The 23,295-nt window shown below is 54.1% G+C and carries 20 protein-coding genes; 19 read left to right on the top strand and 1 reads right to left on the bottom strand.

From position 1 onward, the window contains the following. Position 1: 1 nt before the first annotated feature. The 12 genes from PHA29_RS02125 (at position 2) to rfbB (ending at position 14,304) form a co-directional block, all read left to right on the top strand. Positions 2 to 931 carry an ATP-grasp fold amidoligase family protein gene (locus PHA29_RS02125; RefSeq protein WP_270847827.1) on the top strand — a complete coding sequence of 310 codons (930 nt, stop codon included), beginning with the start codon at positions 2 to 4 and terminating at the stop codon, positions 929 to 931. Then, positions 931 to 2,385 (top strand): DUF362 domain-containing protein, encoded by a 1,455-nt coding sequence (locus PHA29_RS02130; protein WP_270847829.1) that lies wholly within the window; start codon positions 931 to 933, stop codon positions 2,383 to 2,385. Before PHA29_RS02125 ends, PHA29_RS02130 begins: the two co-directional genes overlap by 1 nt. 105 nt (positions 2,386 to 2,490) lie before the next feature. Then, positions 2,491 to 3,477 (top strand): glycosyltransferase family 2 protein, encoded by a 987-nt coding sequence (locus PHA29_RS02135; RefSeq protein ID WP_270847830.1) that lies wholly within the window; start codon positions 2,491 to 2,493, stop codon positions 3,475 to 3,477. Continuing rightward, positions 3,474 to 4,532, top strand: a complete 1,059-nt coding sequence (locus PHA29_RS02140; RefSeq protein ID WP_270847832.1) for an EpsG family protein — start codon at positions 3,474 to 3,476, stop codon at positions 4,530 to 4,532. The genes PHA29_RS02135 and PHA29_RS02140 overlap by 4 nt, the downstream gene beginning before the upstream one ends. 45 nt (positions 4,533 to 4,577) lie before the next feature. Further along, positions 4,578 to 5,642 (top strand): polysaccharide pyruvyl transferase family protein, encoded by a 1,065-nt coding sequence (locus tag PHA29_RS02145; RefSeq protein WP_270847833.1) that lies wholly within the window; start codon positions 4,578 to 4,580, stop codon positions 5,640 to 5,642. Positions 5,643 to 5,759: 117 nt separating this feature from the next. Then, on the top strand, positions 5,760 to 6,833 hold the full coding sequence (locus PHA29_RS02150) for a glycoside hydrolase family 88 protein (RefSeq protein ID WP_270847834.1): 1,074 nt from the start codon (positions 5,760 to 5,762) through the stop codon (positions 6,831 to 6,833). Between the two features lie 15 nt (positions 6,834 to 6,848). Continuing rightward, the gene (locus tag PHA29_RS02155; RefSeq protein WP_270847836.1) at positions 6,849 to 8,300 is read left to right on the top strand and encodes a lipopolysaccharide biosynthesis protein; all 1,452 of its coding nucleotides are present in this window, start codon (positions 6,849 to 6,851) and stop codon (positions 8,298 to 8,300) included. A gap of 130 nt (positions 8,301 to 8,430) precedes the next feature. After that, positions 8,431 to 9,468, top strand: a complete 1,038-nt coding sequence (locus tag PHA29_RS02160) for an SDR family NAD(P)-dependent oxidoreductase (RefSeq protein ID WP_270847838.1) — start codon at positions 8,431 to 8,433, stop codon at positions 9,466 to 9,468. 66 nt (positions 9,469 to 9,534) lie between these two features. Beyond that, positions 9,535 to 10,794 (top strand): nucleotide sugar dehydrogenase, encoded by a 1,260-nt coding sequence (locus PHA29_RS02165; protein WP_270847839.1) that lies wholly within the window; start codon positions 9,535 to 9,537, stop codon positions 10,792 to 10,794. Positions 10,795 to 11,073: 279 nt separating this feature from the next. Beyond that, the gene (locus PHA29_RS02170) at positions 11,074 to 12,375 is read left to right on the top strand and encodes an AAA family ATPase (RefSeq protein WP_270847840.1); all 1,302 of its coding nucleotides are present in this window, start codon (positions 11,074 to 11,076) and stop codon (positions 12,373 to 12,375) included. Continuing rightward, entirely contained in the window at positions 12,368 to 13,039 is a 672-nt protein-coding gene (locus PHA29_RS02175) for a hypothetical protein (RefSeq protein ID WP_270847842.1), read from the top strand. The genes PHA29_RS02170 and PHA29_RS02175 overlap by 8 nt, the downstream gene beginning before the upstream one ends. Before the next feature lie 245 nt (positions 13,040 to 13,284). After that, positions 13,285 to 14,304 carry a dTDP-glucose 4,6-dehydratase gene (rfbB, locus tag PHA29_RS02180; RefSeq protein ID WP_270847843.1) on the top strand — a complete coding sequence of 340 codons (1,020 nt, stop codon included), beginning with the start codon at positions 13,285 to 13,287 and terminating at the stop codon, positions 14,302 to 14,304. A gap of 327 nt (positions 14,305 to 14,631) precedes the next feature. On the opposite strand, the gene PHA29_RS02185 is transcribed toward rfbB, so the two are convergent. Beyond that, on the bottom strand, positions 14,632 to 15,792 hold the full coding sequence (locus PHA29_RS02185) for a hypothetical protein (RefSeq protein ID WP_270847844.1): 1,161 nt from the start codon (positions 15,790 to 15,792) through the stop codon (positions 14,632 to 14,634). Between the two features lie 409 nt (positions 15,793 to 16,201). On the opposite strand from PHA29_RS02185, the gene PHA29_RS02190 reads away from it, so the two are divergent. The 7 genes from PHA29_RS02190 to PHA29_RS02220 form a co-directional block, all read left to right on the top strand. Next, positions 16,202 to 16,339 carry a hypothetical protein gene (locus PHA29_RS02190; protein WP_270847845.1) on the top strand — a complete coding sequence of 46 codons (138 nt, stop codon included), beginning with the start codon at positions 16,202 to 16,204 and terminating at the stop codon, positions 16,337 to 16,339. A gap of 219 nt (positions 16,340 to 16,558) precedes the next feature. Then, positions 16,559 to 17,443 carry a SatD family protein gene (locus tag PHA29_RS02195; protein WP_270847847.1) on the top strand — a complete coding sequence of 295 codons (885 nt, stop codon included), beginning with the start codon at positions 16,559 to 16,561 and terminating at the stop codon, positions 17,441 to 17,443. A 3-nt stretch (positions 17,444 to 17,446) separates the two neighbouring features. Beyond that, positions 17,447 to 18,223: a DUF3307 domain-containing protein gene (locus tag PHA29_RS02200; RefSeq protein ID WP_270847848.1), complete on the top strand. Its 777-nt coding sequence runs from the start codon at positions 17,447 to 17,449 to the stop codon at positions 18,221 to 18,223. 215 nt (positions 18,224 to 18,438) lie between these two features. Then, a complete protein-coding gene (locus PHA29_RS02205; RefSeq protein WP_270847850.1) occupies positions 18,439 to 18,624 on the top strand; it encodes a hypothetical protein in 186 nt (61 codons plus the stop codon). 489 nt (positions 18,625 to 19,113) lie between these two features. Continuing rightward, a complete protein-coding gene (locus PHA29_RS02210) occupies positions 19,114 to 21,282 on the top strand; it encodes a KAP family P-loop NTPase fold protein (protein ID WP_270847852.1) in 2,169 nt (722 codons plus the stop codon). Positions 21,283 to 21,442: 160 nt separating this feature from the next. Next, positions 21,443 to 22,783, top strand: coding sequence for a phosphoglucosamine mutase (glmM, locus tag PHA29_RS02215; RefSeq protein WP_270847854.1), 1,341 nt, complete (start codon positions 21,443 to 21,445; stop codon positions 22,781 to 22,783). 300 nt (positions 22,784 to 23,083) lie between these two features. Next, the coding region (locus PHA29_RS02220) for a hypothetical protein (RefSeq protein WP_270847855.1) at positions 23,084 to 23,295 on the top strand (212 nt) is incomplete at its 3' end.

Genomic DNA, 23,295 nt, shown 5'->3' on the forward strand with positions numbered 1-23,295 from the left:
CATGCTCTTTAATTATAAACGTATCATCAAAAGCCGCAGGGCAAGGCAACATTTATTGCGACTATTTGATTGGGTGCCGGATAGAATTATGGTCTCCCTGCAATATCGCATGAAGACCGGAAGACGGCCCGATCTCAAAAACCCTCAGCGTTTCACAGAAAAGCTTCAGTGGCTCAAGCTGAACTACCGCAATTCTTTGATGCAACAGTGTGCAAACAAGGTGGATGTGCGCTCGTACGTTGCTTCCTGCGGTCTTGAATATATTCTCGTTCCATTGCTTGGTGTGTATGACTCACCGCAAGAGATTGATTTCGACGCGCTCCCCGAGCGGTTTGTACTTAAAGATTCCCTCGGCGGCGGTGGTAATGACGTGATTATTTGCTCTGATAAAAGATCTTTCCGAAAAACAGAGGCGTGCGAGCAGATGAGTCGCTGGGTTACATCTGGAACTCATAGGCGGCATCCAGGTCGGGAGTGGGTGTATGACACCTCAGGGTCCTCGCGTATCCTCTGTGAGTCATATATTGAGGCGGACGATGGTTCCTCTCTGATGGAGTACAAGTTCTTTTGCTCTTATGGAGAGCCTTCGTTTTTGTACGTCTTGGCTGATCGCGTTCTAGGAAAGAGTGTCTCCCTTGGCATATATGAAGCTGAGGGTTTTCGCAAGGTCGATGCATATCGTGTGGACGAGAATCGCTTGGAGCGGCGCATTCCAATTCCTCCAAACTATCAGTTGATGCTTGAAATAGCAAAAGTGCTCTCTGCCCCCTTTCCATCGGTCCGAGTTGATCTTTACGATTTGGGAGAGCAGGGCGGCGTCAGGTTTGGAGAGCTTACTTTTTTTGATGGGAGCGGTTACTTCTCGTATGATCCCGACTCGTTTGATTTCGATATTGGCTCTACTGTCAAGTTGGATGGGAGGGATGGTTGATGGGGCTGGTGCATATAGAGCAGATGGACGATGCGCTCTATCCCTCGGATTGGAATCCTGATGAGGCGTATCCCGAGTATCCTTTTCACGGTGCGTTGAGTCAGAAAAATGATGTGTACCGAATGGTGCGAGCGAGTTTAAAGGGACTCGGACTTGATTCGATAAACTATGGAGCGCCATGCTGGAATCCGATTGGCGACTTGGTGAAACCGGGGCAGACAATTCTTATAAAACCTAATTGGGTCATCGATGTGAATAGGGCTCATCCGGGTAGTCAGAGTGGGATGGAATGCTTGGTTACCCATCCCTCTATTATTCGAGCGGTTTGCGATTATTGTTTAATTGCTCTTAAGGGCAAGGGGCGTATCGTAATTGGAGATGCCCCGGTGCAGGACTGCAACCTTGATGCCCTCTTTGATGTGATGGGCTATCCTAGGCTGCTACAATTCTATAAAGGTCTCGGATATCAGAATATCTCGTTCGAGGATTTTCGAGCATATCGATCCCATATGAACCGTATGCGAGTCATTGATGGCCGTGTTTCAGTGAATGAGGGCGTTGAGATTGATCTTGGAGAGAATTCTGCGCAACGTGATGATCTAAACGGGCATTATGTACAAGTTGCGAACTACGATCGTCGGATCACAACAGCCTACCATTCGGCAGGAAGGCACGTCTATTCGATTTCTAAAGCAGCGCTTGATGCCGATTTAGTCATAAACCTTCCCAAGCCAAAGAGCCATAGGTTGGCAGGAATGACCGGGGCCATGAAGAACCTCATTGGAATCGCGTGCGATAAGGAAACGCTACCTCATCGAATGAGTGGTGATTCTATTTCAGGAGGAGATTCCTATCGTGAAGCTAGCTGGATGAAACGTTGTGCCGATTGGGGTCTTAACAAAAAGACTTATTATGAACATGATGGAAAGATAATTCGAGCAACGCTTGTCTGGCTATGGGCCGGCTTATTCTGTGTCCTGTCTAAACGCTTTGCCCCTGATTCTTTTTTATTGGGTTCTTGGTACGGTAACGATACCATTTGGCGTACCGTGGTCGATCTTGTGCACATTATGACCTATGCGGACAAAGAAGGTGTCGTTACAGCGTCGCCCTGTCGACGTTTCCTCACAGTGGCCGATATGGTTGTTGTTGGCGAGGGGAACGGTCCCCTACGTCCCGATCCGAAGAAAGTGGGTGCAATCGTAACGGGTGAAAGTTTGCAGGAGGTTGACGCGGTTCTTTGTAAGATGATGGGCTTTCCCTTGGAAGCAATTCCGTTAATGCGAAATGTATGCTCTGGTTTGACGTCGCTGGCCTATGAGGAGCCGGTTGTTGCACTGGGTTCGGTGGGTGAATCAGCTTTTCTTTCGCACATTGACTTGCCTGCGTCGTGGAAAATTACGCCCCATCCAAATTGGATTGAAGCTCTCGCAGACGGCAAATCGAGTGGATAAGAACCGATATACCTAATCAATAAGCTATAGCTTATGTAAATTGCATTAGCTCCATTTTTTATGTCGCGAAAATAATATCAACAGTTCAGACAATGGAAGAGCTCAATGGTGAGTGAAAGCGTTCCCTTAGTTTCAGTCATAATCCCTGCGTATAATGCAGAAACAACTATTGGCAGCACATTAAAGAGCCTAATTAATCAGACATATAATAAACTTGAAATACTAGTCATAGATGACGGCTCCTCGGATAAGACAGCGGAAGTTGTCGAGGATTACATTGCTACGGATTCTAGAGTGAATCTAAAAAGAAGAGATAACGGTGGCGCAGGTGCCGCTCGAAATGCAGGCCTTGAAATGGTGACGGGTGATTACGTCACCTTCGTTGACAGTGATGATCTTTTGAATCAGTTTGCGATTGAGGTGCTCGTATCTATCTCTACGGATTGCAATGCGGACATTGCTATAGGAAAGCATCAAAGATTCATTTCCAATATCCAAGAGCCTGACTTGTCGACGCAAGTTGATTGGGAGGGGCTAGTGACTGTTGTTGCGGCGGGTACGGCTATCGAATCGATTTTATACAAAATGGAACACGAAGGTGTTTGCGGAAACCTTTATAGAACTGATTTACTTAGAGGTCTTTCATTTCCGCCAATTCGGGTTTACGAAGATGCCTGCTTCAATCTTTCGGCTTTATCAAATGCGAAAAAATGCGCTCTGCTGCGTAAGCCACTTTACTGGTATCGCCAGAGGGACGAGTCACTTACTCATACATATTCTCCGAACTTTGAGCAGGGGCTGCTTTCGGGTTATCGAGCTATTCTGTCTGATGTCTCGAGGCGTTCCCTCATTTCCGCGAAAGCAATTTCCTTTTCGTTGTTTTGCTATGCTTCGAATCTGCTTTGGAGAATTGACTCAAACTCTGAAAGTAGGGAACTGTGGGACACAATCAAGAAGACGCGCTTTTCGACCATTTTTGACAATCACGCTAGCGCTAAATATAGAGTAGCGGCGATATGCTCACTGCTGGGGTGGAGAGGATTCAAGGTGATTGGTGAGCGCGCTCTGCGTATTCAAAGGGTAGAAAAGTGATATACGTTACAAGTTTTGCTCTGGCCGTTTTGCTTGTAAAGCTGTCAGACAACAGCATAAACCTGAAGTCTGATTTAGAGCGCAGAATATCGGTCATGCTTTATTTCTTCGCCGCATTACTACTTGCTCTTATTATGGGGTTTCGTTATGGGATTGGTACCGATTACTTTCAGTATATGTCCGCATTTACATGGGGAGGAGACGAGTTCAGAGGCCTGCTTCTGAATGTCATCCGAGATCTATTTGTTCAGAATGGTGTGGGGTTCGATTCTTTTATTCTCTCTTCTTCGTTCTTTATCGTCGGTTGCTTCGCATATGCGATTTGGAATAGATCTACATATCACGCCCAGTCGATTGCAGTTTACCTCCTGTGCGGGTTTTATTTCACAGCCTTTAATGGAATTAGACAGGCCATCGCAATCTCACTCGTCTTCTTTGGATTAACCTACTTAGACAATAAAAAGATTGGGCGCTATCTAATTATACTTATTATTGCATTTTTGTTTCATTCTTCTGCAGCAGTTGCTGTTATCTTGATCCCGTGCAGATTTATTATGTTGACGAGAAAGCGATTACTCGGATTGCTTGTGGCCTGTTGCGTAATTGGGCTGTGCGCGGCGGGAGCAATATTTGCTTTAGCCCAATTTACTGAGTACAGCTATTATCTTGACTATGATAAATTCCTAGGAGGAAATATATCACTAGCTGATACGGCACTCATCTTATTCAGCCTGGCTCTTTGCTATCGTGCGCTGCCGACATCTCCTAAGGATGAAAGCGCTGATTTATTTAACTTACGCGTTTGGATGCTGGTCATTGCATTTCTATTCTGCGTTCTTTCTTCTCAGCAGTTTATTTTTTCTCGTTTTGTCGGATTGTTTAGCATCGCGATGATTGACCTGAATCCATCTGTTCTCGATATTTGGAATAAGGATAAAAACGGCTGGCCCGTTGTTTATTTATATTGGATTCTACTATTAACATCTTGCTATCTTCGTTATTGGGTTTTGGGGATTGATGAGGTAGTTCCCTATCAAACCTTTTTATTTCGGTAGAAGCATTTCGATACATTGATCTAGGCCAACATAGGGGGTAAGTCGATGACCAGGAATAAGGTGGGCATTGTTACATTATATGGTCAAAACAACTACGGGAATCGTCTGCAAAACTATGCTACGGTAAAGTCAATTAACGCTTTAGGCTATTCTGCCGAATCGCTAGTATTGACCAGAGGATCAATGCTTCAGCAACTGAAGTCGTTTGTGAAAAATCATTTTCTTGCGATAAAACACGCAGGTGAAGTTACTAATAATAAGGCTAGATTGGATGCTTTCCACAGCTTTTCTAGCAACATTCCAACTCGAATTGTTGACAGTGTTAATGGTCTAGATAGGGAGTATCGCTATTTCTCTGTTGGAAGTGACCAAGTATGGAATCCAAGATATATAAAAGGTATGGAAAAATGGTTCTATCTACAATTTTGTAAACCTAAACAGAGGATTGCATTATCTCCGAGCATAGGTCTCGATGATTTGAATCCAGCCCAATGTAAATCCCTTTCGGACGGAATTAGAGATTTTCCTCGCTTGTCAATTAGAGAACATAGAGGAGCAGAGTTGATAGCCAAATGTGCGGGCAGGAATGCTACTGTTTTGTGTGATCCAACCCTGACGGTTTCCAGCGATGAATGGGATGCTTTATCAAATAATAGATTAACTCCCAGCGAGCCTTATGTATTTGCATATGTGCTTGGCGACACAGGCTCAATTGCAAATGTACTAGAAACCGTTACAAGGAGAGGTATTATTCCAGTTATTTCGCTTTCAGATCGAGCGACAATTAGAGAATTGCCTGCAGGTCCTGCAGAGTTCGTCTCACTTATTGAAAATGCAAAACATGTGGTTACGGATTCTTTTCATGCAGCGGTATTCGCTGCAATCTTTCAAAAGCCTCTTACTGTTGTTAAACGAGATGGAGGAGCAGATATGTTCTCTCGATTGGATACCTTATCTATGATGCTGGATATCAGAAATAAGATTTTTGGTTCCGCGGAGTTTGATTATGCTTATGCGGGAGACTATGTAGACACTTCAAATCGAATTGAGCTTGAACGTCACAAATTCATGGCATATCTCTCGTCCTGCCTAGAATTGGATGAAATCTAGCGTTTACGGGAAGTTTGATTCAGGCATAAGATTATTGTTTCAGTTTATATTGCTGGGTCAAGTATCAATACTAATTCTCATTCTGATATAGAATCTCGAAGCAATTGGATATTAGTTATGGTAAGTGAACCATTGAACCTTATGGCAAGCGTTTGCGTAAAACTACTTGGAGAGAACCAGGGATTATCGCTGGTTGATCGTATTGGAAATGTTGCGAGAAGAGCAATTGGTAAGCAACCGGTCGTGTATGACTATCTATTTTGGCCTAAGGGTCTACTTTCTCTCGGCCTATCGGAGTTTATAAATTGGGAGGAAGGAACTAGAGGTCTGCCAAGTGAGTTCTCCACAAATATAGGTGGTAATGCGTTATCCGCATTGCAGGCCTACTTTGATAAGTGGCTAGAAAAGAAAGGCCATTCCGTCAAAAAAATAGATGACGCAGTCGCTGGTAAAGCATTGATCAAGTTGTTTTACCTCACGGGTGATACAAAATATCTCAAGGGAATTGAAGCCATATACGATTATATTGCAGGCCTTCCTTCAGATATTGGTGGTGCTTTTGAATATCAGTCAACAAAATGTGTTTTCGCTGATGGAGCAGGTCAAACCGCAATGTTTCTATCCGAGTATTCTCGGTTAATGGGGGATCATGAGGCATATCAACTCGGCATGAAACAGATTCGTCGGTATCTAGATATTGCATCGGATTATAAGTCAAAACTGCCCTATCACGCCTACAGGTGTATAGATAACAATACGCGGGTTGAGAAACTTGGTATTGTTGGATGGGGCAGAGCTGTGGGATGGCTGTTAATGGGGGCTAGTCAATACCCGGAGTTGCGCGATTATGCAGTTCCTTTGTTCGATTTAGCCGCTGAATGCCAGAGGGGTGACGGCTTAATCCCTTGGTGCTTGTCAACCGTTGAGGGGCCTACGGATACGTCGGCTACTGCAATGATTATGTATGCGGCAATTGAGTCGGGGTATATCGATCAAACTTTCCTTTCGAAGGCAAAGTGTGGCCTGATGAAGAGCATGGACGAAATGGGAAGAGTGCAAGGGGCTCAAGCAGAGTGCATCGGAATCGGGCTATATCCTCAACAATACGGCCACTATTCATTTGGTCAAGGTGCCGCTCTTGCCGCCTTGTCGCGTTATCATATTGTTGGGCGAGATATTAGTCATCGTTGATTAGAGCTTATAAACATGAACAAATATAAAGAACTATTTGTTAATACATTATATTTTCTTCTAAATACATTTGCGACAAAACTAATATCGTTCATCCTTGTACCTTTATATACGTCATCTATGTCGGCGGCAGATTATGGGTTAACTGATATGTCGCAAACAGTCATTTCACTATTAACTCCCCTTGTAACATTAAATATATCTGAAGCAGTATTGCGGTTTATTCTGGAAGATAAAGATAATACTAATAAGTATATCTGTATCTCCCTAGCAATGACTTTGTTCTCAGTGCTAATAGTTGCTCTGCTCGGACCGCTTTTTAATGTTGATGCATTTGGCGGCTTAGGCTCATATCATGCATGGTTTGTGCTCGCTTACGCTTCAAATGCCTTGTTTTTGTTATGCGGCAATGTGGCTCGTGCAGTCGGAGAGATTAGGCTCACCCCAATTTGTGCAGCTGTCGCATCCTTGGTAACACTTATTTTCACGTTCTTGTTTGTATGGATTGGCCAGTTCGATATCGTTGAATATTATATCTCCATTATTATCGGACCCTCTGTTGGAGTTCTATTATATTTATCCATTGGAAAACAGCTGAATATGGCTCTTCACGGGTTAGCTGAAGTTGCAGAATTATCTCGTAGGGAGCTTCAGCCTACTTTATTGCCTCTGCTTCGATATGCTCTACCCCTGATTCCGAATTCGTTGTTTTGGTGGATGGGAACAAGCATTAATAGGTTGTTCATAACTGGACAGATCGGGATTGCTGCCTCTGGATTGTTTTCTGCTGCCGGTAAAATTCCTAGTCTGATTAATACAGCATACTCTGTTTTTCAGCAGGCTTGGCAGCTGTCGGCTTACAAAGAGAGCGGGCGTTCGAAGACACCTTCTTTCTATTCTGCTGTATTCCGTGCCGTTCAGGCAGGCTTAACCCTGCTCTGTGGGTTAATCTCGGTATTATCGCCTTGGTTCGCATCTGTTCTGCTCAAAGGCGAGACCTTTTCGGCTTGGCCAATGATACCGATGCTTTTGTTGGCAAATACAATGAGCATGCTTAGCATGTTCTTTGGAACAGTCTATACAAGTACGATGAATACAGGTTTTATTATGCGCTCGACACTGTACGGAGCAGTGGCCTGCACTGTTATGACTCCATTGTGTATCACGCAAAATGGGTTGTATGGAGCTTGTTTTGCATCTGTGGTGAGCCAAGGTCTCGTATTGATTTTACGCGGTGTCGATTCAAAAAAGTATTTATCTTTTGATGCTGGATGGAGAAGACTTGCTCCTTCGCTGGGGATTTTATTTATCCAGTCAATGCTAGTTGCACTCAGGCCAACAGGATGGGACAGATTGTCAATTCTTTGTTTTATCGCAATCGTTATTATACAGATGCCATCACTAATCTATCTACTTAGCAGGCTTGTTGGGGTAACGAAGTCCTATCTTAAGACTCGCAATAGCTAGCTCTCGTTTGTCATAGTGAACGCTATAAGTGCTTGATAATTAGAAGATGGTTCAATGCAAATTAGTCCGCCAGTCATCGTCCTTGGCACTATTGGGGTGATGGCGTGTATCTCAGAACGGAGTTTGAAAAATGAGTGCCTGCGCTTTCGTTACCGGTGCCGCCGGGTTCATCGGGGCGTTTCTTTCGGCGCGACTCGTCCGCGAGGGCTGGGAGGTCGTCGGCCTTGACAACGTGAACAGCTACTACGACCCCGGCATCAAGGAGGAGCGCCTCTGGATGCTGCGGGAGGCCGATGCGGAGGGGCGCTTCACCTTCGTGCGCGGCGACCTCGCCGACGCGGCGCTGATCGAGCGGCTGTTCGCCGAGAACTCGTTCGACGTCGTGGTGAACCTCGCCGCGCAGGCGGGCGTGCGCTACTCGATCGAGAACCCGAGGGCCTACGTCGAGTCGAACCTCGTCGGCTTCTTCAACGTGCTCGAGGCCTGCCGGCACCACCCCGTGGGGCACCTGGTGTACGCGAGCTCTTCGTCGGTGTACGGGGGCAACGAGAAGGTTCCCTTCTCCGAGGAGGACCGCGTGGACTCGCCCGTGTCGCTCTACGCTGCCACCAAGAAGTCCGACGAGCTCATGGCCCACGCCTACTCCAAGCTCTACTCCATCCCCGCGACGGGCCTGCGCTTCTTCACCGTCTACGGCCCCATGGGGCGCCCGGACATGGCCTACTTCAAGTTCGCGGACACGCTCCGGGCGGGCGGCACCATAAAGATCTACAACATGGGCGACTGCCGGCGCGACTTCACCTACGTCGACGACATCGTCGAGGGCGTCGTCCGCGTGATGGCGAACCCGCCCGAGGTCCGCGAGGGCGCCGACGGCCTGCCCACGGCCGCCCACCGCGTCTACAACATCGGCAACTCGGATCCCGTGCAGCTGCTCGACTTCGTGGGCACCCTGCAGCGCGTACTCGTGGAGGAGGGCGTGCTGCCCGAGGGGTACGACTTCGGGGCGCACCGCGAGCTCGTGCCCATGCAGCCGGGCGACGTCCCGGTCACCTACGCGGACACCTCGGCGCTCGAGCGCGACCTCGGCTACCGGCCGCAGACCAAGTTGGAGGACGGCCTGAGGGAGTTCGCGAGGTGGTACAGGGGGTACCGCGGGCCGCAGTAGCCCGCATCGCATTCCCCGGCGGCCCGCCGGGGGTCCTATCGGCACTTTGACAATTGGAGAATCGGAATGAAGATCGCAGTCGCCGGGACGGGCTACGTCGGCCTGTCCGTAGCCGTCCTGCTCGCCCGGCACCACGAGGTGAGCGCGCTGGACATCGTCCCCGGGAAGGTGGGGATGCTGAACCGGTGGGAGAGCCCCATCCGGGACGCCGAGATCGAGCGGTCCCTCGCCGGGGCCGCGTCGGGGGAGCGCCCGCTGTCCCTCTCCGCCACGACCGACCCGGGGGAGGCCTACGCGGGCGCGGAGTACGTCGTGGTGGCCACGCCCACCAACTACGACCCGGAGCGCAACTTCTTCGACACCTCCGCCGTCGAGGCCGCCATGGACGCGGTGCGCGCCGTGAACCCGGGCGCCTGGATCGTCGTCAAGTCCACGGTGCCGGTGGGCTACACCGAGCGTGTGCGCGCCGAGCGCGGCGACGACCGCATCATCTTCTCCCCCGAGTTCCTGCGCGAGGGCCACGCCCTCTACGACAACCTGCACCCCAGCCGCATCGTCGTCGGCGCGCCGGCCGACGACCCGGACGCGGTCGCGGCGGCGGGGCGCTTCGCCGCGCTGCTCGAGGAGGGGGCGGACCCCGCCGAGCGCGCGCGGGCGAACGCCGACGGCACGGTCGGGATCCCGACGCTCGTGCTCGGCCCCACCGAGGCCGAGGCGGTGAAGCTGTTCGCCAACACCTACCTGGCCCTGCGCGTCTCCTACTTCAACGAGCTGGACACCTACTGCGAGGTGCGCGGCCTCGACACCGCGTCGGTCGTCCGCGGCGTGTGCCTGGAGCCCAGGATCGGCTCGCACTACAACAACCCCAGCTTCGGCTACGGGGGCTATTGCCTGCCCAAGGACACCAAGCAGCTGCTGGCTAACTACCGCGACGTCCCCCAGAACCTGATCTCGGCCATCGTGGAGTCCAACCGCACGAGGAAGGACCACATCGCCGACGAGGTCCTGCGCCGCGTGAACGACCTGGTGTACGCCGGCGCCCCCGCGCCCACCGTGGGCGTCTACCGCCTCACCATGAAGTCGGGCTCGGACAACTTCCGCGCATCCAGCGTCCAGGGCATCATGAAGCGCGTCAAGGCCAGGGGCGTTCCCGTGCTCGTGTACGAGCCGGCGCTCGACGCGCCCGAGTTCTTCGGCTCCGAGGTCACGCGCGACCTCGAGGCGTTCAAGTCCCGCTGCGACCTCATCGTCGCCAACCGCTGGAGCGACGAGCTGGCCGACGTGGCGGGCAAGGTCTACACCCGCGACCTGTTCCGGAGGGACTGACGCGTTTAGCGGGATGTGGGCGCAGCGGGCCATTTGCTTGCTATGCATGCTCGTTTACACGATTAACGGCAGGCTGAACGAGCCGTTCGATACATCTCTGAGTGAAGAACAGGGGTGCGGTGTCCGTTCTAATGGACGCCGCACCCTTTGTTGTTTTTGCCTGCTTATCTATACGATTGCGCTGCGGCATCTTGAGGTGTAGGTACCCTGATGTTACCATCAAACCAGAAATCTGGTTTGATGGTAACATCAGGGTACCTACAGGAGAGGTCGGTCGTCATGCTGCTGGAATACTCCGTCGACAACTTCCGCTCGTTCAAAGACGAGGCCTTCCTTGAATTGCGCCCCACCAAGACCAAAGCCATCAATCGCTTCCCGAACAGCTATGTCACGCTTGGAACCGGCGAGAAGGTCCTTAAGGACCTGGTGATCGTCGGGGAAAACGCAGGCGGTAAGTCGAATTTCGTCGAGAGCCTCGGGTTTCTGCGCGATCTGTTCGTGCGCATGGATGTCGAGTGCCATAGCTATACCAATACGGTCAATTCTTCGAATCTCGTGCTCGCGGATGACGGCTCGAAGACCGCTTCGCTCGAGAAATCGAACACGACGCAGGCGTTCTCGATCGAGGTCGCGCTAGACGATGCGACCTATTCCTATTTCCTCAAGATCGATGGACTTGGGGTGCTTGAAGAAAAACTCTCATACCGTAAAAAGCGCACCGGGCAGAGCAATACGGTGTTCGAGCAAATGCGCACGCGTGTTCGTACGTGCGCTTCATGCGATGCCGCTTCGGATTGCGACAAGGGCGCGGGCTCTTCGAACTCGGGCTGCCTTGATTATTCGATTGAAATAGTAAATGGCGATGGCCCGCTTTCCATAGAGGAGATGGAGCGTCTGTATGACGTCCAAGGTCCCGGCCGCCGTCCAATACTCTCCTGGCTCTCTGCCATAGGGGAGCTTCATTGTCGCCGCGTCGTCGATTGGATTGTGGACGACCTTGTGGTGGCATACGGACCATCCGGGCGCCTTGCGGATATGCGGGTCGAACCCGACGACCTGTTCTCGCTGATGGCCTCAGAGGAGTATCTCTCCATCGTCCAGCTGATCGATGGGAGCATCGTTGAGGTCATCCCGGATCGGGAGCGCCCGTTCATGGAGTCGGTCGTCGTTCGGGAGAACGCTTCCGGAAAGCGCTTCAATCGTCAGGTGAAGGATGACTCGGCGGGCGTTCGTCAGTTCCTGGCCTGGTCTGTCTACATCTATCAGGTGGTGTACCAGGGCAAGACCGTGGTGGCCGATGAGGTGGACAGCCTTATCAACCCCATGCTCTCCGACAAGGTGATCGCTTTCATCAACGGCTCCGACCATCACGGGCAGTTCATCTTCACGACGCACAACATCTTCAACCTGACGCTTCGCACGTATATGAAGGAGCAGATCTACATCGTCTCGAAGGATTCCGAAACGTTGGAATCGTCCCTGTACTCGGTGGCGGACTTCGACGAGATCCGCTACGACGTGAAGGAGGAGCTGTACAAGTTCTACCTCAAGGGCATGCTGGGAGGGACCGTCAATGCCTAAAAAGCGTGCCAAACGTCAGCTGATTCGAGAGGTTCTTGTCTATTGCGAGGGAAAGACCGAGAAGCACTACATCGACGGCTTGAGGCAGTGGGCGCGTACGCTCGACCTTAGTGCACGCGTGAAGATCAAACCGGTCGACATCAAAGGCGGCGGGTATGGAGCGATTCTGAACATGCTCAAGAAGGAGCCCGACTCGAACTGCGTCGCGCGTGTCGTGCTTCTGGATTTCGACCGCTATAGGGGCGTTCAGGGAGAGGATGCGATTTTCAATCAGCTCGTCGCGTATTCCAAGGCGAGTATGAGGAAAGCGGTTCCGTGCATCCTGGTCGTGAGCAATGCGAGCTTCGAGCATGCATTGTGTTTTCACGATACAAACTATAACGAGTCCAGCGCTGTGTCATTTCTCCTTGCGAACTGGGGATATCGCAACCTCGATGATTGCAAGGCTGATGATCGGATCTGGGAGAAGGCGCACGCCGGGGACCGCGATCACGTTCATATCGCGGAGCGAATGCGGGATCGGAAACTCGTTCTGACGAATGAGATCGAGGTGAGTCGCTCCAAGATTGACATCAAACTCAAGGATGTTCGGTTCGATGTCGATTGCGAGCACATTCTCGGAACGAACCTGGGAGACCTGTTCAAGGTGCTCTGCCTATCGTAGGGTTTGCCCGTGGGCGAGTGCATGGGCCTCGGCGCAGGCTGCTCAGCCGTGCGATGCGGAATCGCATGGAAGGCGAGGCTGACGTGGCATCGGAGCGTGATACCGGAGAGTGGGGCCGGTTGGCAATGTCTTCTGAAGTGGGGTGATTTGACGATTCCGCGTTGCGTAGGAAAAGCGTATCGTATCGGAGAGATGCACGGCTTCCGACGCTGCATCGTCAGGTTCATTTCCGCGAGGGGGTTTTCATGTCTGAGGCCTTCGAACCTAACAACATCCTCGTCACCGGCGGCTGCGGCTTCATCGGGTCCAACTTCGTGCGCTGGGTGGTGCGTGAGCACCCCGGCGTGCACGTGACCGTGCTCGACAAGCTTACCTACGCCGGCAATCCCGCCAACATCGCAGGCCTGCCCGCCGACCGCGTCGAGCTCGTGGTGGGCGACATCTGCGACGCCGCGCTCGTGGACCGGTTGGTTGCCAGCACCGACGCCGTGGTGCACTACGCCGCAGAGTCGCACAACGATAACTCCATCGCCGACCCGGAGCCCTTCGTGCGCACCAACGTGCACGGCACCTTCACCCTTATCGAGGCGTGCCGCAAGCACGGCGTGCGCTACCACCACATCTCGACCGATGAGGTCTACGGCGACCTCGCGCTCGACGACCGCGCCCGCTTCACCGAGGAGTCCCCATACCGGCCGAGCTCGCCCTACTCAAGCACCAAGGCTGCTTCGGACATGCTCGTGCGCGCCTGGGTTCGCACCTACGGCATCGCCGCCACCATCTCCAACTGCTCCAACAACTACGGGCCCTACCAGCACGTGGAGAAGTTCATCCCGCGGCAGATCACCAACATCCTGTGCGGCATGCGGCCCGTGCTCTATGGCGACGGGCGCAACGTGCGCGACTGGATTCACGTGGACGACCACAGCTCCGCGGTGTGGGAGATCCTCACGCGCGGCCGCATCGGCGAGACCTACCTGATCGGCGCCGACGGCGAGCGCTCGAACATCGACGTGCTCCGCGCGATCCTGCGGGCCATGGGCCTGCCCGAGGACGACTTCGACTGGGTGCGCGACCGCCCCGGCCACGACCGCCGCTACGCGATCGACCCCATGAAGCTCCGACGCGAGCTGGGCTGGAGACCCGCTCATGCCGACTTCGACGCGGGCCTCGTCCAGACGATTCAGTGGTACCGCGACCACGAGTCCTGGTGGCGTCCCGCCAAGGAGGCGACTGAGGCCCGGTACCGCGAGCAGGGGCAGTAGGCTGTTCTCGTGAACTCGTCTAACCTAATTCTCTCGTTCTAGCAGTGGACTATGAGCACCCGCCGGTGCGAAGGGCTTCCTGCCGCGCTCGCTGTCGATGGCCCGCTTGCAGAGTGGGCGCCTTTGAGGTGCTCACTGCAATCCTGATGGCAGAAAACTGTTATATGGCGAACGAAGCACACTTAAAGTTGGCCTGAGGTAATCAAATGTCTTCGGATAAATGCCTGAATGAGAAGCGTTAAGCTGGAGTTTAGGTATTTGAATCGCAGACATGTCCGTGGGGTTAGGCTCGTATCTTGATTAGTGATGGGTGACTGTTACCTGCATTCAACGAGTCATTATGAAGTTTTCTGCGTTTGATATGGTCTTGTAGTATCCGGGGTCTTCGGATGGCACAACCTGAGCGACCTCATCAGAGCTTCTTATTTTTCTAATTAATGTCTGCGGCCACGGACCATGATGTTTATGAAAATTGGCAGTTTCCTTTCTTTGGCGTTTGCCTTTGAGCCATGAAGCAACAAACGCGCGGCATTCATCTAAGTTACCAATGTATCCCCAGTTTTCCGCAATCAAGTTGAGGTCGATATATTCGAAAGCCAAGTATGGGTGGGCGTCATCACTGGAGCTTAGTAGTTCTATCAGGTTGACTGTACAAGACGGATCTTGTTCAGGGTACGTCACGAGCTGATTCCAGGGGCCACAGAGTGGTAGGGTGGGTTGGAATAGAAAAGACGGTTTTACAAGATAGGTTTTTCCGTCAACTACGAGCTTGTGAAAGAGGGTGCGTGACTCCGATTGGCTAATCCCCCGTAGGCTGTGCCGTCGGTCCCAGCGCAAAATTCGGAATTCGTTTTCTATGTAGGAGGTTCCTACACCCAGCACTCGATTGAACAGTGCGGCAAAGAGGAGAGTATAGCGTCGAGCGAGTTGTCCTGCTTCACTTGTGGGGACACCTCCTGTTAATAAATCGTCGAGTGCGGGAGCAGTCCAAGGATTTGAAATATTCGTTGTTCGAGGGTCTATGTCTTCGGGCTTATCGACATAGTTCATCTTCTGTCCGGAAATTACGTACTCTTCGTTATGGCCTATGAAATACTCTCCGTACTCGTAGTGAGGTGTGAGAAACGCATAATAACCGCCTTTCTGGCCATTAAGCCAAGATGGAGTGATTTCCGGATCGACGGCATGGGTGAATGTCATATGAGCGCCCAGTAAGGTGGGGTCACAGAGTGCGCGGAGCAGAAACTGTTTGGGTTTCGGCAAGCAGGTTGCTTGGGGGATGAAATAGGTCTGCTTATCGAATAGCTCGTGGGCAAACGTTTCTTCGAAATAGTCAACAAACCGATAGGAACCATTTGTTTTGGTAAAAAGGCAGCTGAGGAGAGAACGACATCCAAGCACGCCCTTGTTGACTTCGCGGGCATGTTCTTCTCTATCGAAGCGGCGTATGAGCAAGGCGGGAGGTTTTTGCGAGGGGTTGTGTTGCATTAGCACCTTTCCTGTGTCCGTGAGTTCGAGGAATTAGGTCTACGTAGATGAAGCCGAGGCTGACACTTTTTATTCTGGTGGCCGAAAAGCGACTTCCCACAACGTATCAATGTCGTTCGCTTCGGCTTCCTGCGCGTAAGCTTCCATAGATAGGATCTGCAATCTCATCGACGGCATGTCCAGCGAACGAAATATCGTACTCAGCTTGTACCATATTACTACATTAATATACGGCGAAATGATGAAGCATGACGGTGACGTAGAATTTCTTGCAATTTTTGACAGCGGAATTCCATTCAAGTAAGGAAGGCGGACACGACCTGCCCAAATAGAGGCCGCCGAGGTGGTTGGGGACGGTATCGTCAAGACCCTGAGGTATACGAGGTGCCCGCACAAGCACTAGGGGCGCATGCGCACCGAAAACGCCATCGAGCGGCTCAACCGCGAGAATTGCCCGCCCACGCGCGTGGGCGGCGCCTTTCCCGATGGCAAGAGTGTTCTTATGCTCGTGATCGTGCGACTCAAGTGCGTCGTCGAGAGCGAGTGAGGCTCGCGGCGCTATCTGGACGTGGCGTAGCTGGATGAGTAAGCGTGCCAGAGGGCAAATCTAGGGGGTTATCGGAAAGTGCGCAAGAATCTTGACGGCACCGCTAATGCTCATGCTGCTCGCAAAAGCGCAATAATATTGCGCAAAGAGCAAAAGCGCAATAATATTGCGCAAAGAGCAAAAGCGCAATAATAGTGCGCTTCTGGGATGGGGGCAAAGATGAGAGATTGTTATGCGGCACTCTTGGTCGATCTCAGGCATTCTCGAAAGTACAAAGGACAGGAGCGCGAGTTGCTGCAGTGCATGCTCGGACAAGCCGTCTCCTATCTTAATATGGTGTTCGCGTCGGCAATCGCCAGTCCTGTCGTCTTCAGCGCTGGTGATGAGGTGCAAGGCCTTTTCAATACGCCATTTGACGCGTTTCTTTACTACCGTGCGCTTTTGTTGATCTTGGGTCGCGATACCCTTCGTGGAGGTATGGGAGTTGGTGCGTGGGAAACGGTAGTACAGGGTGCGCCATCGACTGCGCAAGATGGCAGTGCCTACCATTATGCCCGCGCCGCTCTCGAGGAAGCCAAGCGGAGTCGTACATATCAATTGGTCATCCAAGGGCTTGGCAATATCGATAGTCGAGCTACCACACTTCTGGGCTATCCCTTGAGCATCATCGAGGCTAGAACATCTGAGCAATCATGCATTGCCTTTTGGGCCGAGTTGCTGCGACCTGTCATAATAAATGAGCACCACGCTGTTTACGGCCTGGAGGCGGGCCGTCTCCGCGACGAGCTTTTCGAGCTTTCGCTTCGTTATCGGGGTGAAGGCGTGGCGGAGACCGAGAAGATGTCCAACGAAGATGAGCGGGATTGCGATCTTCGATGCGCTGCATTCTCCACTGCGTTGTTTGAGCCGGTTTTCGTGCGGGATTTGCTTTTGCCAGGGCGCAACAGAGATACGCGCGGTCTGGCGGGTCTCGGGACGTTGCTCGCCCCAATTGCCGGGAAGTCGCGCCAAAGCGTGGACAAAAGCATCGCGCGTGCCCATCTTGCCCAGGAGCGCGATGCGACAGCGTTGGTTGTGGACTTCCTTATGCGGTTGGAGGGGTAGTCGATGGGTCTGGCGCGGTCGTTTCTAGTCATCGTTTTTCTCCACGTGCTGGGAGATTTTTACTTTCAGACCGACAGCATGGCGAAGCAGAAGGGTGAGCAGAAACGCATAATGGCTTTACACTGCGTTGAATATTCGCTGTGCATCCTTCCCCTGTTCTTATGCTGGCGCCCCTCTCGAGTTTCTGCTTCGGCGTTCTTTTTTATCTGTGCAACCCATTTCCTGGTAGACGCGCTGGCAAAACCGTGGGCGGTTCAGCGCGTTTATCGAGTGGGGGCCAACGATAACCTGAGGGTATTCTGCATCGATCAGTTTGTGCATCTCATCGCGTGTCTTATCGCGGGAATGATGTTGGTGGACGGCGCCGCATCGCATGAGGTCATGGAGGGTGCACTTCACGAAGCTATTCCCATGCTGCTGGCCTTGCTTATTGCGGTCAAGCCGTCAGGGCTTTTTATTCGTTTGCTTTTGAGTGAGTATCGACAGGATTCTGACTGCTCAAAAGGTAACGAAGCGGTTATCGACGATTCGGGCGAGCAACAGCGCGAAGGTCGCGGTGCCGGGGAGGCAATCGGCTGGCTCGAGCGGGTGCTCGTAGTTGTGCTTAGCGCGAGTTCAGAATTCTCTGCAATTGCATTCGTCGTGACTGCGAAGAGCATCGCACGGTTTAAGAAGATTGAGGAAGAGCCCGTTTTTGCGGAGACTTATCTTATCGGTACGCTTACGAGCGTTTCGGCTGCCATGCTTTCGACCTTGTTTATCTTTTGGTGCTGGGGTTGATTCGAGTTGTTTGGTTCTTTTGCGGAAATGGGCGCCTGGCGCTGCGAGCGAATAGCGGAGGGGGTGACGCTCCAACGCTGCATGGCTCACTTCTATGAGAATGTGCTGGCTATGTTAATCTAATGACAACGTTCGCGGATGGCCTGTATACCGTGGTCGCAAGTTACAAGGCTTACGATGCGGCAATTCAGCAGCAGGCGAATAAGGAGGAGTAAATGGCGAAAAACGTGCAGAGCGGCAAACGCGTCGAGCGTGCCGACGACAACGTTCAGCACCAAACGGTCAATTTCCCTCATGCGAACTATGTGCTCACGCCTGTCTTTTCCAGTCGAGAGTCGATGGAGAGGGCGAAGGATTATCTGCGTAAACGTCAGCAGCAGCGTAGTTTTGGCTGGCTGTAGGCGCGGGCGGGTGGCACGGCACCTCTAGGACCGATCCCGTGCAGTATTACTCGCTTGCATGAGCTTGGAAGCGACTTCAGGGCATCCTGGTGTGAGGATTGGGTCGCGGGGCGCTGGAAGGTTCGGAGTAACTTCGGAGTATTTCGGAGTATTTCGGAGTAACTTCGGAGTAACTTCGGAGTAACTTCGGAGTAACGCTAAAGCAGGCGCGCTAACTCAGAAGAGAGCGTATGAACTAACGTTGCTTGTGACGGCTGGTAGCCGCAGTTGCTGATCTTCCATGTTCCTCGCGCGCTTGCCTGAACTGCATTGCTCCTGCCACGTTTCCTTGATTGGATCTCGCTTGGAGTGGGCGAGCCAAATCGGCTGCGCGGTATCTTGGTCATTTCGCCTCATTTGACCAAGATACTCCGGGGCTGACCACGATGCGCGTGCGGAAAAGCTGTTCCCGCGGTGTCATACTGATGCCATAGGCAAAGGGAGGTTTCCGTGGACGCTGACTACCCAATTACAAAATGCAATGAGGATCAGCTCGGGCGCGCCCATCTCGCCCAGCACGTCGCAGATATGCTGCGCGCTGCGCCTGCAGCTCATTCGATTGTCTTCGGGCTTTCCGGTTCGTGGGGTTCCGGAAAAACATCCGTGCTCAACATGGTGCGCGAACTGCTTGGAAAAGACGACGACCCGCCTGTTATCGTGCGGTTCAACCCATGGAACTATCCTGTCGGGACCGATTTGGTGAGACCGTTCCTCAACCTGCTGGCCTCCGAAATCCGCAATGCTCGCTCTAGCGAAGCTGCGAAGAAGCTCGCTGAGGATGCCGTCGAGGCAATCGGCGACTATGCGAATGCGTTGGATCCGATAATCCCTCCACAGTTGGGTGTGTTGGGTGGCTTGGCGCATATCTTTAGCACGCGGCGTAAGAAGGCTCTCTCGCAGAAAACGCCCGAAGAGCTAAAGCGACAGCTTGCCGATAAGCTGCTCCTTTTGCAACTGCGCATCGTTGTCATGATCGATGACCTGGATCGCCTACCCAACGAGATCGTCTGTGCAGTCTTTCAACTTGTTGCGGCGGTTGCCGATTTCCCGCGGGTGAGCTACCTGCTCTCCTATGACCGCTGCAACGTCGTGCGCGCTCTCCATGAAGTGCAGAAATGTGACGGAGACGGATACCTGGAGAAGATCGTCCAGGTGCCGCTTGAGTTGCCGCGGCCGAGCATCGGCGCACTTTCGGCTATGGTGGGGGACGGTATCGAGAAGATCTTATCCAACGCCCAGCTTGACGACGATGAACGGAGGCGTGTCGGCTCAGCGGTCAGCGGCGCCGCGCTGCGGACCAATACCGTGCGCGATGTTCGGCGCATCCTTAACGTGTTCGAAGCTGATTGGGCGGCATCGCAAGAAAAGATTTCGCCTGGTGACCTGCTCGACATGTCTGTGCTGCGCATCATCTATCCCCAGATCATGTCATGGATTCGAGCGCGAAGCTCGCAGCTGGGCGGTGGTGCCTCAGGGGGCTATTTGAACTCGGATGCGGAAAAGTGCAAGGAGCAGTACCTGGACGAGCTTGACCAGTGGCTCGGAGGCCGGAGTAAGGCGGAGGGTGCTCTATGGCTATTGGGCAACATCTTTCCCCGCTTCGCCAATACGTGCGGCTTGCGTGCGGTGCAGGTATCCGAGGCTCAGCTCAAGCTCGATCGCAGAATCGCGTGTCCGGAGATTCTGGAGAGCTATTTGCTGGGGGCCATGGAGGCGTACGCCTTCCCGCGCGAAGAGGCGCTCATTTTGCTGCATTCCGGCACAGTTGATGAGCTTACGGAGTTTTTGGAGCGGGATGAAAACGATGTCGCGCTGACGCTTATCGCGGTTGCGGGCGATACCGCAGCGAACATGTCTGATGCACGCCGTTCGTCCTTTGCTCGTGCGCTTATCCGGAGCGGCTCGGGAAGAGTCGAGCACGTGGGGAAGTTTGCCCTGCCGATTGATAGATGCGAATGGTGCTTGGAGAAGCTCTTTGCCGCCATGGGGAAGGCGGCGGCAAGCGAGCTGTTTGCTGCGGAGTTACGGGGTCTCGATTCCGCGCATATGGCAAAGCTGGCGCACTTCATTAATGGCCAAGAGCTCGCATACGCCAGGCTTGCCGCCAATCGGGAGAATCCGAACGATCAGCTGGTTTCGCTCTCGTGCTTGGAACAGGTTGAGCAAAACATCCTTCAGACGCTTAGCGCCACAGAACTGACCGTCAACGATTTGCAGGTAGACGGCGCCCGGATGCTTCTGTACCTGTGGAATTGCTTTGATCCAGAGGCATATGAGGAGCGCGTAACGAATGGGCTGCTGCGCGATCCGCTGGCCTATCTGCTGTATGCAAGCTATCAGTTGAATCGTTATCACTCGGGCAACGGGGGAGGCTGGGCCCCACCGGATGCGTTTACGGACGATGTCGACCCGAAGCGCGTGATCGCAAGCCTTGATGAGGCGCTGCGCACCGATGCGTTCTGGTCGCTCGATCCGAACACGAAGGCCAAGCTCGCCGGCCTGAAGATCTGTACGGAGAAGATGTTGAACGGCGGAGTCTCGCACTTTGAAACCGAAGCCACCGACGAGCAATGTAACGAACTGCTCCTCGAGTGGGCCGGCCAACGTGTTGGGACGTAGGGGAGGAACGCCTGCGCACCCCCCAATTGCACGGATACTGTCCCTTTTTGATGCCCTGCGTCCCGAGACGGTACAATAGTGCTCGCCGGCTGGCGCAGACCAGCCCGCGGGGGGGCGGCAGGGGCCGCCCGGGGTGCAAACTGTGTCCGAAAGGATTCCCATGAAATACTTTGGTACCGACGGCTTCCGCGGCGAGGCCAACGTCGGCCTCACGGTGGACCACGCCTTCAAGATCGGCCGCTATGTGGGCTGGTACTACGGCGCGCGCCAGGAGCGCAAAGCCCGCGTGGTGGTGGGCAAGGACACCCGCCGCTCCAGCTACATGTTTGAGTCCGCGCTCGTGGCGGGCCTTGTCGCTTCCGGCGCCGACGCCTACATGCTGCACGTCATCCCCACGCCCGGCGTGGCGTATGAGACGGTCGACGGCCGTTTCGACTGCGGCATCATGATCTCCGCCTCGCACAACCCCTACACCGACAACGGCATCAAGCTCGTCAACGGCGAGGGCTTCAAGATGGACGAGGACGTGCTCGAGCTCATCGAGGACTACATCGACGGCAAGTGCGAGGTGCCGCTGGCCACCGGCGACGAGATCGGCGCCACCGTGGATTACATGCAGGGCCGCAACCGCTACATCGCCTTCCTGATCTCCAGCGCCAACTTCTCGCTGCAGGGCGTGAAGGTCGGCCTGGACTGCGCCAACGGGTCCGCGTCGTCGGTCGCCAAGCCGGTGTTCGACGCGCTGGGCGCCGACGTCCGCGTCATCAACAACAGCCCCGACGGCTTCAACATCAACGTGGATTGCGGTTCCACCCACATCGACCGCCTGCGCCGCCACGTGGTCGAGCAGGGTCTGGACGTGGGCTTCGCCTACGACGGCGACGCGGACCGCTGCATCGCGGTCGACGAGCGCGGCAACGTGGTCGACGGCGACCTCATCCTCTACGCGTGCGGCGTGTACCTGAACAAGCACGGCCGCCTCACCGGCGGTACCGTGGTGCCCACCGTCATGAGCAACTACGGGCTGTTCAAGGCCTTCGACGAGGCGAGCCTGTCCTACGAGACCACCGCGGTGGGCGACAAGAACGTCTACGCCTGCATGCGCGCGAACGGCTACAGCCTGGGCGGCGAGCAGTCCGGTCACATCATCTTCGGCGACATCGAGTGCACGGGCGACGGCATCATGACGAGCCTGCGCGTCATGGAGGTGCTGCGCGCCGAGCGCGAGACCCTCTCCCAGCTGTGCACCCCGGTGAAGCTCTATCCCCAGCTGCTCACCAACGTGCGCGTGACCGACAAGGACGCCGCCATGACCGATGAGGCGGTGCTCGCGTCGGTGAAGGAGGCCGAGGAGTTCCTGGGCGACCGCGGCCGCGTCCTCGTGCGTGCGAGCGGCACCGAGCCGCTGGTGCGCGTGCTCGCGGAGGCCCCGACGAACGACCTCTGCCGCGAGGCGAGCGCGTTCACGCTCAAGGCGCTCGAGCCGTTCGCGGCCGAGTAGCGCCCGCGGTGCGGCTGGGCCCGCACGGACCGGAGGCCCGCGCTCGTTGCGGGGAGGCGGGTCTAAGGGCCCGCGCCCTGCCCGAGACGGGGCGGGCTGCCCGAGGAGGGCGCCGTCACGTGAAGCACGGGATCTGGGATCGAAGCGGGGGTGCGGTTGCGCGCCCTCGCTTTTCTGTTGTGCCTTTGGAGCGGCTGCGGACTCCGGTACCTGCGGGTTTTGCTGCCGTATACTGAAGACTCCCTATGCGCGCGGGCAGTGACCCGCGCGATTCCATGACCACGACTTGCAGGAGGCTCCATGGCTGAAGGCAGGCATTTCAAATCGAAGGACGAGGGCGCGACGCCCTCCCAGGGCGTGCCCGTCCCGGGCCGCATGCGCGGTTCGGCCGCGGGCGCGCCGGGTGCGGGCACGACGGGCACGGGCCCCGTGCCGGCACAGGCCGCGGGGCAGCGCGCGGCGGGTCCCGTCCCCGGGTCGTACGCGCAGGTACCGGGCGGCGACGCCTCCCC

The organism is Candidatus Collinsella stercoripullorum (genome assembly GCF_027669965.1).
Lineage (GTDB): Bacteria > Actinomycetota > Coriobacteriia > Coriobacteriales > Coriobacteriaceae > Collinsella > Collinsella stercoripullorum.